12 protein-coding genes are annotated in these 13756 nt (G+C 43.0%); 4 read left to right on the top strand and 8 right to left on the bottom strand.

What is annotated here, in order from left to right; translation table 11 throughout:
* On the bottom strand, window positions 1-540 hold the full coding sequence (locus IEY42_RS11860; protein WP_188925429.1) for a PH domain-containing protein: 540 nt from the start codon (window positions 538-540) through the stop codon (window positions 1-3).
* Between the two features lie 233 nt (window positions 541-773).
* Between IEY42_RS11860 and IEY42_RS11855 the strand changes: the two genes are divergently transcribed.
* Entirely contained in the window at window positions 774-3338 is a 2565-nt protein-coding gene (locus tag IEY42_RS11855) for a TonB-dependent receptor (RefSeq protein ID WP_188925428.1), read from the top strand.
* A 104-nt stretch (window positions 3339-3442) separates the two neighbouring features.
* The gene (locus IEY42_RS11850) at window positions 3443-4072 is read left to right on the top strand and encodes a glutathione S-transferase family protein (RefSeq protein ID WP_188925427.1); all 630 of its coding nucleotides are present in this window, start codon (window positions 3443-3445) and stop codon (window positions 4070-4072) included.
* Window positions 4073-4210: 138 nt separating this feature from the next.
* Here IEY42_RS11850 and IEY42_RS11845 read toward each other — a convergent pair whose 3' ends face one another.
* The 4 genes from IEY42_RS11845 to IEY42_RS11830 all read right to left on the bottom strand — a co-directional run bounded on the left by IEY42_RS11845 (window position 4211) and on the right by IEY42_RS11830 (window position 8355).
* Window positions 4211-4711, bottom strand: a complete 501-nt coding sequence (locus tag IEY42_RS11845; protein WP_188925426.1) for a DUF4447 family protein — start codon at window positions 4709-4711, stop codon at window positions 4211-4213.
* A gap of 31 nt (window positions 4712-4742) precedes the next feature.
* A complete protein-coding gene (locus tag IEY42_RS11840) occupies window positions 4743-5144 on the bottom strand; it encodes an SMI1/KNR4 family protein (RefSeq protein ID WP_188925425.1) in 402 nt (133 codons plus the stop codon).
* 124 nt (window positions 5145-5268) lie between these two features.
* A complete protein-coding gene (locus IEY42_RS11835) occupies window positions 5269-6048 on the bottom strand; it encodes a RelA/SpoT domain-containing protein (RefSeq protein WP_188925424.1) in 780 nt (259 codons plus the stop codon).
* 219 nt (window positions 6049-6267) lie between these two features.
* On the bottom strand, window positions 6268-8355 hold the full coding sequence (locus IEY42_RS11830) for a M13 family metallopeptidase (protein WP_188925423.1): 2088 nt from the start codon (window positions 8353-8355) through the stop codon (window positions 6268-6270).
* Between the two features lie 301 nt (window positions 8356-8656).
* Here IEY42_RS11830 and rsuA point away from each other — a divergent pair, with 301 nt between their 5' ends.
* The gene (rsuA, locus tag IEY42_RS11825) at window positions 8657-9349 is read left to right on the top strand and encodes a 16S rRNA pseudouridine(516) synthase RsuA (protein WP_188925422.1); all 693 of its coding nucleotides are present in this window, start codon (window positions 8657-8659) and stop codon (window positions 9347-9349) included.
* A gap of 136 nt (window positions 9350-9485) precedes the next feature.
* Here rsuA and IEY42_RS11820 read toward each other — a convergent pair whose 3' ends face one another.
* The 3 genes from IEY42_RS11820 to IEY42_RS11810 are packed head-to-tail and all read right to left on the bottom strand — an operon-like array spanning window position 9486 to window position 11559.
* Entirely contained in the window at window positions 9486-10421 is a 936-nt protein-coding gene (locus tag IEY42_RS11820; RefSeq protein ID WP_188925421.1) for a DUF4097 family beta strand repeat-containing protein, read from the bottom strand.
* Window positions 10418-11032 carry a hypothetical protein gene (locus tag IEY42_RS11815; RefSeq protein ID WP_188925420.1) on the bottom strand — a complete coding sequence of 205 codons (615 nt, stop codon included), beginning with the start codon at window positions 11030-11032 and terminating at the stop codon, window positions 10418-10420. Before IEY42_RS11815 ends, IEY42_RS11820 begins: the two co-directional genes overlap by 4 nt.
* Window positions 11029-11559: an RNA polymerase sigma factor gene (locus IEY42_RS11810; protein ID WP_188925445.1), complete on the bottom strand. Its 531-nt coding sequence runs from the start codon at window positions 11557-11559 to the stop codon at window positions 11029-11031. Before IEY42_RS11810 ends, IEY42_RS11815 begins: the two co-directional genes overlap by 4 nt.
* A 307-nt stretch (window positions 11560-11866) precedes the next feature.
* Between IEY42_RS11810 and IEY42_RS11805 the strand changes: the two genes are divergently transcribed.
* Window positions 11867-13729, top strand: coding sequence for a methyl-accepting chemotaxis protein (locus tag IEY42_RS11805; protein WP_188925419.1), 1863 nt, complete (start codon window positions 11867-11869; stop codon window positions 13727-13729).
* Window positions 13730-13756: the final 27 nt, after the last annotated feature.

The raw sequence follows: 13756 nt of genomic DNA, 5'->3' as shown, positions 1-13756 counted from the left end.
CTATTGTGGAGAGTGTGGAGTTAACACTTGTTCAATCCGCTGCAAAGTGGCGTTCATTTGTTGCAGGTTCTCAAGCAATAATTGATCGATATCGACGTTATCCACAACCGTAGATTGGCGATCAGTGAGTAATGATTTTTGTAGTAAAACTTGTTCTCTAAATGCTTGCACATCAACTACGCCCACCAAGTTAATTAATGAGCCAGTACCCGATTGCCCAGCGGTTTCAACGGTGAGTTGATAAATACCAAATAAGCGCATAAGCGGCCCCTGGATAAGCGCCATATCGGTAATTTTATCTAATGGCACGGTATTCTCTGTTCGCGTTAACAGGCCTTTTCGTACAATCAGTCTTTTTTCGGTCAACTCTGCACTCATGTTGGCAATATACCGTCTGACCGCCAGTAAACCGACTGGAAACCATAATAATAACAAGGGAATACCTACAACAGTGATGGTGATTATTATTGCGCCCGACACTAACCAGTAAACCCCTAGTTTTGGGTGAAAGTGGGCACTCACTAATTTTTTCTCGTTCATAACTCTTCCTTGAATGTTGAATATAAATGCGATTTTATTAACTTTTTATTCTTGATTAGCCGTTTGGTTACAATTACATTACGGCACTGTCTTGACAATGTATTGACATTGTTAAAATTTAACTTAACTTAAACAGGTAAATTAGCTTCCACGAAAGTAGTAGGCGGTAATATTGTTACCGCAGTTTGCAGTAATCATGGATATAAAACAATAAATGAACGTTAAGGATGATCATGAAAAAACCTAACCTTTTGCGCAGTGCATGCGCTATCGCAGTTTCACTCTCTTTTGCTCCTATCGCTTTTATGTCACAAGCAGCAGACACTGCTGAAGCTAAAGTAGAACGTATTGAAGTGACGGGATCTCGTATCAAACGGACTGATATTGAAGGCCCATCTCCGGTTCAATCACTCAGTAAAGACGATATTGCCAACATGGGTTTTGACAACCTACAGCAATTACTTGAACGTATGCCAGCTAACGGCTCTGGTGCGTTTTCTACCCGCGGTAACAGCCAAGATTCTACTGCAAACGGCGGTGCGTCAATCAGTTTACGCGGCTTAGGCCCAGATGCGACATTGGTCTTGATCAATGGGCGTCGTGTTGGCTCAAGTGCATTTGCTGAAGGCATTTCAAACTCATTTGTTGATATTAACAACATTCCGGTTTCTGCTATTGAACGTATCGACATTCTAAAAGATGGTGCGTCAGCGATTTATGGCTCGGATGCTATTGCCGGTGTGGTTAATATCGTGCTGAAAAAAGACATCGAAGGCATTGAAATTAATTTAGGTTATGGCGATGACAGTGGCACCGGCTATGACGAAACCACAGCCAGTTTAGTGTGGGGCGTAAAAGCGGATAAAGGCAGTGCGTCAATCATTTTAGATTACTTTACCAATGGTACCTTATCGGCAGAAGATATGGGGCGTTTTGGTACTGCCAATCAATCGCCTTACGGCGGTGAAGACTACCGTTCATCACGGGGTTACCCTGGCTACTTTTATGTTAATGGCGTGAAAACCATTGACCCAGATTGTCCTGCTGACAACGCCACGGCTAGCGGCAGCTGTTTGTTTGACTATGGCCCATACAATATGACCATTCCGACCTCTGAGCGCGTGGGCGCCATTGGTCAATTTGATTACATGTTAACTGACGATTTAACCGCATTTTTAGAGTTGTCGGTACAGCACAACACCTCTGAAGCAGGCGGTGCACCCACACCATTAGATGAAGATGCGGGCTTAACCGTACCGGGTACTCACCCTGACAATCCATTTGGACAAGACATTGATATTGGCCGTTACCGTACCGTTGATGCTGGTGCACGTCGTTGGGATATCGAGTCTGACACTATGCGTATTGTGGCCGGGCTTCGTGGTGTGATCAACGATTGGGACTGGGAAGTGTCGGCGCAACGTGGCCGTAGCGAATCAACTCAAACAGGTGACCGCACACAAGGTTGGGTAAGAACGGATTACTTACAAGCTGAGATAGATGCCGGTAACTACAACCCATTTGGCGCAGCGGTTAATTCACAAGATGTCATTGACCGTATTACCACTAGCTTAGTAAGACAAGGTAAGTCGAGCATTACTGCTTATGATGCCAGCATTACAGGCCATGCTTTTACCATTGATGGCCGCGATATCCTGATGGCAGCGGGTGCTGAGTACCGTGAAGAAAGTGTCAGTGATGTGCCAGATGAGCAGTTCCAACGCGGTTTGATTTTTGGTACTGAAGCTATATCGGCGTTTGGTTCGCGTGATCAACATGCCGCTTATGTTGAGTTTTCTATCCCTGTTACAGATAACTTTGAGCTACAACTTGCTGGTCGTTATGACAGCTACAGTGATTTTGGCTCAACCACTAACCCTAAAATTGCTTTCCAATGGGGCATTAGTGATGAGTTAACTGCTCGTGGTTCATGGTCTACCGGGTTCCGTGCACCATCATTGGCGCAAATTGGCTTAGGTCCATCTGAAAAGAGTGACTTTTTAGTCGATAGTTACCGCTGTGCTGCAGATAATGTTGATTGTGAATTACTCGATTACAACTTCATCTTTGCTGGCAACCCTGATTTAGACGCTGAAGAGTCTGAAACCTGGAACGTTGGGATGATTTGGGCACCAAGTCAGCAGTTTGATATTGGTTTTGATTTATTCAATATTGTTCAAGACAACAAAATTGATTCATTGCAAAACCAAGAACTTTACCAAGAAAACTGTGGCGACCAAAACAGCACTGTGTGTTTACGTAACGCGCCGCAAGCAGGTGAAACCTTTGGTACGATTGATGTGATCAAATCTGGGTTTGTTAACATCGGCTCGCAAGAAGTACAAGGTCTCGACTTATCGACTCATTATGGCCTTGAGCTAAATAACTATGGTGATATTAAGTTCGGTTTAGAATACAGCTACTTAATCAGTTTCGAAAAAGAAATTGATGGCGAAACGATTGATTACACTGGCGAGTATGAATACCCAGAACACCGTTGGTTAGCGACAACTAACTGGATGATGGACGACTTTGCTGCCAACATTAACTTAAGCTATATCGGTGAATTTGAAGACTACAACAAAACTCGCACCGTGGATGCACAGTTGTTAGTTGATATGTCTGGTTCATACCGTATCAATGAGATGTTTAAACTGTCGGTAGGTGTCAACAACGTGTTTGATGAAGAGCCATCATTTGCGATTGGCGATGGTGATGCTGACCTTTATGGTTATGCAATGGGAGTACATAACCCACTAGGACGTTTCATTTATACTAAAGTCACAATGAACTTCTAAGCGCATGGTTATAAGATAAATAACAGCCACATTTCACGATAAGTGAATGTGGCTTTTTTTAGTGTACAAATTGATTGGATGACCCCAAGGGAGAAGCAATCCACATGATTACATTATACGGAACACCAAAAAGCCGTGCTTTACGCGTGTCGTGGCTATTAGAAGAATTAGGAATCGAATGGCAGTTTCATTTTATTGATTTTGCCAAAGGTGATAATAAAACAGAGACATTTTTGGCGTTAAACCCAAGCGGTAAGTTACCTGTGCTCAGCGACGGTGACTTTGTGTTAACCGAATCTGCCGCAATTATGCGCTATCTTGCTGAAAAATATGGCGAAGGCTTATGGTTACCCAAGGCGGGTACCCAAGAATCTGGTATTCATGAGCGCTGGGTCAGCTTTGTGATAACAGAACTAGAGCAACCGCTGTGGAGCATGGGCAAGCACCGTTTTGCATTGCCAAAAGAGTTGCGTTTACAGGGCATGTATGCGGTGGCGAAATGGGAGTTTGGTAAGGCGGCAGCCATTGCTGAACAATGGATCCCTCAAAGTGGTTTTGTGTGCGGTGCACAACCGACTATTGCGGATATTTTATTAACCCAAACCCTAGGTTGGGCATTAGGTTTTGAGCAACAATTGCCGCCAAAACTCTCTGCATACCGAGATAGAGTTAAACAACGCCCCGCATTGCAGGCGGCTATCAACAAAACAGAATCTGTAGCAAACCCTGCTTAATACAAAAGAGTCCAATAAAAAAGAAGCCAGGATAGGCTTCTTTGATGATAGCGGATTGGTATTAACCCCTAGACGTGTTATCGCAAAGGTTTAAACTCTGAATTAAAGCCCGAGTTAAAGCCCGAGTTAAAGCCCGAGTTAAAGCTGAGTCGCAGCCCACTTCGCACGGCTTTCACGGTTTTCGCTCATGCCGTTTTCAGCACGATAAGCTTTATAGGCTTCGGCATCTAATGCCACTAAAGAGACATCAACTTCAAGCACCAGTTTGCACTCTTTTTTGATGCGCCATGCAGAAGTATTGTATAGCTCTGTTAAAGGCAAAGAGCTTAAAAACTCTGGATTATACTGGGTGTAAAGCGCCTGTGTTGGGTAAACCACAAAGGCTAAACGGCGTTTGGGCTCTTTTTTAAAGAGCTCTTCAATACCGTCAGTGGTGTTAAGTACTTGCATTTCGATGATATCATCAATGTCGAGTAGCTTTTTTTGTACAGGTACAGGCGCGTCTTTTTCGCCTGCTTCCCACGCTAATACATCTTCGTTGCTAGTGGTGGTGATAGTGGCAACTTGTTCAGTGGTTAAGCCTAAAGACAAGCGTAAATATTGCATTTCAATGGCGTTTAAGCCGTTAGTTTTAGCCATGTGTGTTCTCTTTAATCATGATTTATGTGGGTTATTGCTCAAGCCACACGTCTTCAACCCAATCCCAAAACGATTCCCAAACCTGCTCGTCAAAATCGCCGTCTTCCCATAGCTGCACTTGACCTTCTTCGTCGATACAGTAAAAACTGTCACCGACCTGGCAAATGGCAATTTGCTCACGTGGCATGCCGATAGACCAGGCATAACAGGTGACTTCAGGCAGGTAAGTGTGCGAGTACGGGTCGGCAACCGTGACCGGCTCAACAGTGCCGTAAATAACATCACTGGCATGCAGTAGATACTCTTTTAAATCATTAGGTAATCCAATCAGGATTTGTTCTTCAACTTCAACAATTTGTTCAAATGTTGGTAGCTCCAGCGGCACTGGTACGGTTTCGCTTAGTTCTTGCAATTGGTCAATAATTTCGTTCATGACAAGGTCCGACAGCTAGTCTCTGGCGCGAGTATAGCAGATGTGAATAGCGCTGAGTTTCTTCGATAAAAAAAAAGCGCTCAATGAGCGCTAAAGGGTGGAAATAGTGACACAACGCGGGAGGTTAAGCCGCTTGAATGGTCGATGGATACAAGCTTTGGCGTTTATAGTACAACCAGGCTTTATGGTATTGCTTATGCGAATCTTGGCGTAATTTAGCAATGCTGGCGTGCTCAAAGTCGGTTAACGGTCTTTGCTCCGTTTTTGCTTGCAGTTCAATGGCTTGAATTTGCTCATACACCTGGTGTTCTGGGCCACTTTTAATCTCGGCGATATCATTTAAATGAAACTGCACCTCAACTACCATTTGGGTTTGAGGCAATTTAACTAACACGTTTAAGTCGCGATACCCTGAGGTTTTTGGCTCAGCAAAACGGTTTTTTAATTGCACGACTTCGGTCGACTGACGCAATTGGTGGTAACTGGTCAGTAAACTATTGACGTCATTGGCGACCACACTGGCGCGGGCAATATCGGTTAATTGACTGGCGTCACCATTAAACTTTAATTGTACTTTTTGGGCTGCTCGAGCATAGCTTTTTGTCGCGGGAATAATTGCTGAGGTATGGCTCGCGTGGTTGATGTGATTAAGCAGATCAATAAGCTCTTGTTGAGCTGCTGAGGCTCGTGCCATTAAGGCATCCAAGTCTTGAGAGTCTTGTTGTGCAAGCGCGCTATGTTGCTCGCTTAAGCTGATTAATTGTTCAATGTCATTATATGACTTTTGGCTGAAATCAGATGGCTCGGCTAACTTGTTATATTTAACTTCATTAGGTTGAGCAATCGCGCCACGGGTAGACAGTAAAATTAAAAAGATAAAAAAGGTACGAAACAACTTATTCATTGAATAGCTCCAGCGTAATGTCTGTGAAATCACTTTACCGCTTTTTAGCTGAATAGGGGCTTAATGAACAAGGTTTAATCATATCGATGATATATCTAGGTGATAAGTATATATGTATTTATATATCAGTTGTTTAGATGGTTTTCTTATAAAAAAAGGGCATCAAATGATGCCCTTGTTGTGTGTAAGTGTGACCTAGGTCAGCTTTTACATTATTGATTACCAGATTTTAACGCGGTTTTCTGGGGCGATATACATCTTGTCGCCTTCTTTCACGTCATAAGTGGTATAGAACTCAGGCATGTTTGACAATGCGCCAAGTGCACGGAAGTGACCAGGTGAATGCGGATCAGTTGCTACGCGGTTACGCATTGCTTCTTCTTTCATCTTCACACGCCAAATTTGGGTAAAGCCCATAAAGAAGCGTTGGTCGCCAGTTAAGCCGTCAATTACCGGTGCTTCTTTACCATTAAGTGACATTTTGTAAGCTTTATAAGCGATTGTTACGCCTGATAAGTCACCAATATTTTCACCCAGTGTTAGGCTACCGTTAACGTGTAAATCGTCAAATACTTGATAACCATCGTACTGAGAAATTAACGCTTTGCCTTTAGCTTCAAACGCTTTTAAGTCAGCTTCAGTCCACCAGTCGCGCATGTTGCCATTACCGTCAAACTTAGCGCCTTGGTCATCAAAGCCATGGCCCATTTCGTGACCGATTACCGCACCAATACCACCGTAGTTTACTGCGTCATCCGCTTCTAAGTTAAAGAATGGTGGCTGTAAAATCGCAGCAGGGAACACGATTTCGTTCATGGTTGGGTTGTAGTAAGCATTAACCGTTTGTGGCGTCATGTGCCACTCGTCTTTATCAATGGGTTGACCCAATTTAGCCACTTCTTTGTTGTGTTGTACAACAGCAGCACGCTTAGCATTACCGACTAAATCGTCAGCTTTGATGGTTAATTTGCTGTAGTCTTCCCACTTATTAGGGTATCCAATCTTAGGATTAAATAGAGCTAATTTTTCTTTTGCAGCGACTTTCGTTTCAGGGCTCATCCAATCTAGCGAATCAACACTAGAACCATATGCGCCACGAAGGTTTTCAACGAGTTGCTCCATACGCGATTTTGCTTCTGGTGCAAAGTGACGTTTAACGTACACTTTACCGACCACTTCACCTAAGGTACCACTTACAGTGCTCACACCACGCTTCCAACGCGGTTCTTGTTCTTCTTGACCGTTTAAGGTTTTAGAGAAAAAGGCAAAGTTTTCGTTGTCTAATGCTTCAGACAAGTTACTGGCGTTATGCGTTAGGGTCATCCAGGTGAGGTAGTTTTTCCATGCAGCAAGATCATTGGTCTTGATGACTTCATTTAACCCTTGAACAAAACTAGGCTGGTTGATGATGATGTCAGTTTGCTTGTCACCACCTAACGCCGCTAAATAACCTTCCCAGTTAATGTCTGGTGCTAGGGTTGCAAGGTCTTTAACTTGGTATAAGTTGTAAGTTTTAGTGCTGTCGCGTGTTTCTACCACGTCCCAATGTTGCTCAGCAATTTGGGTTTCGAGTGCAAGAATGGCTTCGGCGTTGGCTTTAGCATCTGGTAAGCCTGCTAGGTTGTACATTTTTTCAATGTGCTCAACAAAGGCTTTACGGATATTAACGAAGCGTTCTTCTTGATTAAAGTAGTAATCTTTTTCAGGAAGGCTTAAGCCGTATTGCCAAATGTGAGTGGCATAACGGGTTGAGTCTTTAGCATCAACAGAGATATAAAAGGCTAATGGTGTGCCGCCACCGTTTGCTTGGTTTTCACCAAAAAACGCGGTTAATTCTTGTTTGTCTTTTAGTGCTGCAATTTTATCTAGGTCAGTTTGAATTGGCGCAATACCCAGTTTGTTTAGGGTTTCTACATCCATAAATGAACGGTATAAGTCAGCTACTTTTTGCTCATCTGTGCCATCAGCTAAATTTGGCGTAGCACTTAAGTCTTCAATGATCGCTTTAACGTCATCACGGGCATGTTCGCGTAAGTCGTAAAATGCGCCAATGTTAGTGCGATCGCCTGGGATCTCTGCTGTTTTCATCCATGCACCGTTTACATACATGTAAAAATCGTCTTGTGGACGAACGGATTTATCGATGTTGTCGAACGTAATGCCAGATGTCAGTGCTTTTTCAACGGCAACTGCAGCAGCTGTTTTTGCTACGTCTGCAGCCGGAGCTACTACGGCTTTATCGTCGCTACATGCACTTAGGCCTGCAATAAGTGAGGCACAAAGACCTCCAATAACCAACTTTTTCATTGTGTTTCCTTTGCTTTGTTTAAGGCGCCTATTTTAGGCGTATGAGCATTTTTATATTTTTATTATATTGTTGGTCCTTAAATGCTACTTAGTAAGGAAAAAACCAACACTTTTTTTGTGAATACTATGTTAAGGCCTTAGGAGACTAGAAAACAAGGCACTTTTGGTCATTTTTGCCTGAGATAGTGCGCGGATGTGTAACTAAAAATTACCGAATGGAGTAAAAAGATCATTGATTGATTTCTATTTAAGCGTGTAAGCAGCATAATAGCGCCATTATTTTTAGATTGAGTAGTCCATTGTGCGTTTAGACAAATTTATCTGTGAAAGTACCGAATTAACCCGTTCGTTGGCCAAAAGAGCCCTGCATCGTGGTGATGTGACCTGCGATGGTGAGGTGGTTAAGAATTCTGGCTTTAAGGTATTACCGCAAATGGATGTGCGCTTAGAAGGCCAGTCTATCAGTATTGTGGGCGATCGTTATGTGATGATGAACAAGCCGGTTGATACCATTTGTTCAACGATTGATGAGCAATATCCATCGGTATTAAGTTTGATGGAAATTGAAAAAGCTGACACCTTACACATTGCTGGGCGTTTAGATGCTGACACTACAGGTTTAGTGCTGATTACTAGCGACGGCCAATGGTCGCACAAAATCACCTCGCCGAAAAAAGATTGCGGTAAGCGCTATTTAGTTGAGCTGGCCGATCCTATCGATAACAGCTTAATCTCTGTGTTTGCTGACGGTATTGAACTGCGTAATGAAGATGGCTTAACAAAGCCTGCGGTACTTGAGATCATTGCGCCAACTCAGGTGCGTTTAACCATTAGTGAAGGCAAATACCATCAAGTAAAACGCATGTTTGCTGCAGTGGGTAACAAAGTGGTTAACCTACACCGCGAAGCCGTGGGCAGTATTGAATTAGATGCTGATTTAGCGCCAGGAGAATGGCGTTTTTTAACCGATAATGAAGTGAGTTCGGTTAAGTAGTGCCAGCCTGAACAACCAAGCTATCGTTACGGTTAATCTTAATCTGTAACAGCTTTGCTCAGCGATATTAGTATCAAGTAACGATGCCCAGCGATAGCGATATCACTGGGCATTTTACTGTCTGGCATCAATAGTATTACTTAACGCTAATGCGGCCGCTAATGGTGTTGATATTGACCTGGCCGTCACCAGACAAGCTGTTAAATTGTAGACTTTGGCTTGATGAGTACTTTTGCTTAGCGGGTTTATCGTCAGTTAATTGATTACTAATTTTGCCACCTGGGCCGCCGTCTATCATAAAGCTTAGATTAGGTGCTGCACTAAATGCCATGGTTAAATCGCCGCTAATGGTTTCAAGATGACCTTTACTGAGCTGTGAGCCGAGGTTTAGATCAGCATCGCCGCTGATGGTAACCATATTAATTTTGTTTATTTGTTTTAGGGTTGCCTCAATATCGCCAGAGACTTGGTCAATGCTCACTTGGGTAAAGTCGCTGTGAGTCTCTAGTTCACCACTGACTAACCTAAACTCTGCCTCACCTTGGCTCTCCTTGTCGTCAATGCCACCTGATACCGTTTCAAGTTTGATTTTTCCGCTTAATTGTTCGCTGTTAATGTTGCCCGAAACCGTGGTCAACTTGCTACTGCCACTCAGTTGTTTAGCTTCAATATTGCCACTGACTAATGCGATGGCGATTTGGCCGCTGAGCTTAGAGAGGGCAAAGTCGGCTGATACGCCTTCAGCGTCCAAACTCAGCTGTGTGGGTAAATAAATAGTCAGTTGTGAGCCTTGTTTATTACTACCTTGATAGCTGCGCGGCAGTTTGTCCTCAATCACTACCGTATTGTCTTTTACATCGAATATAAAACCTTTACTTAGCTCGTCTAGTTCGCCTTTAACTTGGATGCTGTTGTTGTCCCAGCTAATAAATTCAACATTGCCACGCTGTATTTTGATACTCACGTTGGGGTTAGCTGCAACATCTTGTTGTTGGTCAACCGACTCTGATGCAATAGTTAGAGCGCTTATGGCCATTAGTGGGGCTAACAGTGCGTATTTAATGCTGCTCATAGGGTATTTCCTTGTGATGGGCGTGTATGGGTAAAAGGCAATTTTTGCCCTTGTTGTAATAGGGTGATTTGACGCTGCATTATCCAGCGCCATAACTGCCAAAGTTGTTGATTCGTCGGCTGTTGTGTTAATGCTGCTTGCACTTGAACAGAGGCACTTTCTAGCTCTGCGAGCGCCTTGGCAATGTCGGTTTGAATGTGCTCATTGTTGTTTGCTGATAACTGCCAGCTAACGGTATATTGATTGCGAATAAATCCATCTAACTGGCTTTGATGGGTTTGGGCTATTTGGTTTATTAATTCAATTAAGTGATTATCTACTTCAATAGATGCAGGTGTGTCTATTGTTGCAGTGGTAACATTTGCCGTTTGCACCTGGGTTAATGTTTGCTCTTGGGGTAGCACAGGTTCGTCGCGCCATTGCGTTAACCATAAGAGTGAACACACTAAGAACGTTGCGGCTATGGCCCATAAGGGGCGCACAACACTGTTTTGATGCGTTTTTTGAGACGTTAAATGCGGCTTAATGCCATCCCATAAGTCGGTGGTTGGCGCAACCTCAGGCGGTAACGTGCTAATTAAATGGTCTAGGTCATGCTTTTTAGTACTCATGCAAGCATCTCCTGTAGTAAATGTTTGGCATTGTGATATTGCGCCTTACTGGTGCCGACGGCAATGTTCAGCAGTGCTGCTATTTCGTTGTGCTGGTAGCCTTCAATTGCACATAACACAAACACAATGCGGGTTCGTTGCGGTAATCTGGCGATACATTTGTCGAGTAAATGGTAATCGGTTAACTCAACGCTAGGCATGTATTGATGGGCGATATCTTCTGCAGGCAAAAAGCGTCGCCATAATGATTGCTGCGCCTTGAGATCATTAATGGCTTGGCGAACACATAACCGATGCAGCCAGGTGGTAAATTGGCTATCGCCGTTAAATTGCGCCAACTTATTCCATAAGCGAATAAAACACGCCTGGGTCATATCGTCAGCCAAACTTGGTTGGCCACTAAGCCGAAAACAAATGGCGTACACTCGCTGGTGATGGCGGCGATACAGTTGCTCAAAGGCCTGCTGACACCCGGTAGTTGCAATGGCGACAAGTTGATTGTCGTCTAACTGCGCGAGGTGATTTATTTGCTGTGAATTAGGCTGATTGATACCGGCATCCTTAATGTTCCAAGCTGTCCATTATGATTGTTTAGTTATTTGACAGGCTCAAGTAGGTAAAAGGTTTAGTTTAAGTTAAAAAATATGTAAGTAAGATGTTATTTAGTTTTAGGTTTGCTAGCCGGTGTTCTATACTGCGAAAGGTAGACAAATCAAATATGTATTGCCTATCGTTCACAGGCCTTACTAAACAGATAGATTCACTTCGGTAGATCGTTTTAATTTCAATCAATTTAAAAGGACTTATGCATTTTACTCTTAGGGGGTAATTAATATGCTTATTCGTTCTAAACTGATGTTAAGTGCGACAATTTCAGTGTTTTCCATCCTTGCTATGTTTGGTTTACAAAATTATTCAGAATCAGTTTTATCTGAACTATCAACTACATCAAGCAAAATTATAGAAATAGAAAGGAAAGTCCTTGAGTTAAGAACAGAAGAAAAAGATTTTTTTCATCGAGCAGACACAAGGTACGTCGATAAATTTACTCACAGTATGGCAGACACATTGGCTTTTGTTGCCGATGTGCGAGCCGCACTTGAACACCAAGGTATGGACGTAACCGCACTCGATCACTTTAAAGAAAACCTCAATGACTATAACCATATTTTCAATGAAGTCATAATGTTAAAGAAAGAGATAGGGTTAACCCATGAATCTGGTTTGTATGGTGAGTTACGCGCAGCGGTTAAAATCGTTGAAACCATACTCAGTAATTACTCACAAGACAGCTTACTCGTGAATATGTTGCAGTTACGGCGTAATGAAAAAGACTTTATGTTACGTCGTGATCTCAAGTATGTTCAATCGTTTGAGCAAGGTGTAAGCCGTTTTACTCAGCAAGTACAATTATCGGGAATTCCGTTCGCTGAAAAACAACAACTGATTGTTAATATTGAAAATTATCGGCAAAAGTTTAATAACCTTGTTGCAAAAGAATCATTGTTTGGCTTAACCGATAATGATGGCAAAATGGCTGTGCTACGCGATAAAATCCACCAAACTGATAATGATACTGTGAAATTACGTGAGCAAACACTTGCTGAAATAAAACAGGATAAACAGCAAGCCTTTGTGATTGGTTTTAGTCTTTTTGTATTGATAACGGCCACGTTGGCTATTTCAACCTTGTTTATCATTAAAAGCATTATGGTGCCCATTAATAAGATCACCTCAACAATTTCTTCTATTGAGTTAAGTAATGATTTATCAATACGTTGTGATGAATCTGGCAATGATGAATTAGCGCTTGTTGCACAACATTTCAATTGTATGGTGATGTCATTCCAAACGCTTATAATGCAGGTTAACGAGTCGGTAAATGCCATGAATGAGTCTTGTCATGAACTGTCTCTTAATGCGGCCTCGGCATCGGAAGGTGTATCACGCCAACTAAACGAAACCGACATGGTGGCCACCGCAGTGACTGAAATGGGGGCTACCATTGAAGAAATTGCTCAAAATACTGAGTTAGCAGCCGTTAAAGCTGGCCAAACCCACGATAATGCTCAAGCTGGTCAGCAAGGGGTTGAACAAACTATTTCGAAGATAAATTTATTGGCTCAACAATTAACTGACTCATCACTGGTGGTGGCCGATTTAGAGCGCGACAGTGTCACTATCGGTAGTGTGCTTGATGTCATACGAGGTATTGCTGAGCAAACTAACTTGCTTGCACTAAATGCAGCGATTGAGGCAGCAAGAGCGGGGGAGCAAGGCCGTGGCTTTGCCGTAGTGGCTGATGAAGTAAGGTCTTTAGCCATGCGGACTCAAAGCTCCACTCAACAAATTACCGATATAATATCGACGTTACAAAAACGCACTCATTCAATTGTTGAACTGATGCAAGAAAGCCAACAACAAGGACGAGACAGTGCAGAGCAAGCCGCAATTGCGGGTGATGTGTTACGTCAAATTACCAGTGATGTGACCAATATTATGGACATGAGTACCCAAATTGCTGCGGCTATTGAAGAACAAAGCATGGTCGCAGCAGAGGTTGGCAAAAATGTGGTGGTTATTCGTGATATTGCTGGCGAATCATCACAGGCAGCGGAGCAAAATGCGACGTCTTCTGAAGAGGTTAGGGGGCGAGCACAAGCCTTACATGAGGCGGTGAGTCAATTCAGTGTGTAGTTAACGGTATAACAAACAGATTAGTAC

Origin of the sequence: Shewanella algicola (assembly GCF_014648035.1) — a bacterium.
Lineage (GTDB): Bacteria > Pseudomonadota > Gammaproteobacteria > Enterobacterales > Shewanellaceae > Shewanella > Shewanella algicola.
Note: the sequence above shows the minus strand (reverse complement) of the source record. Positions and strands in the feature narration are given on the sequence as shown.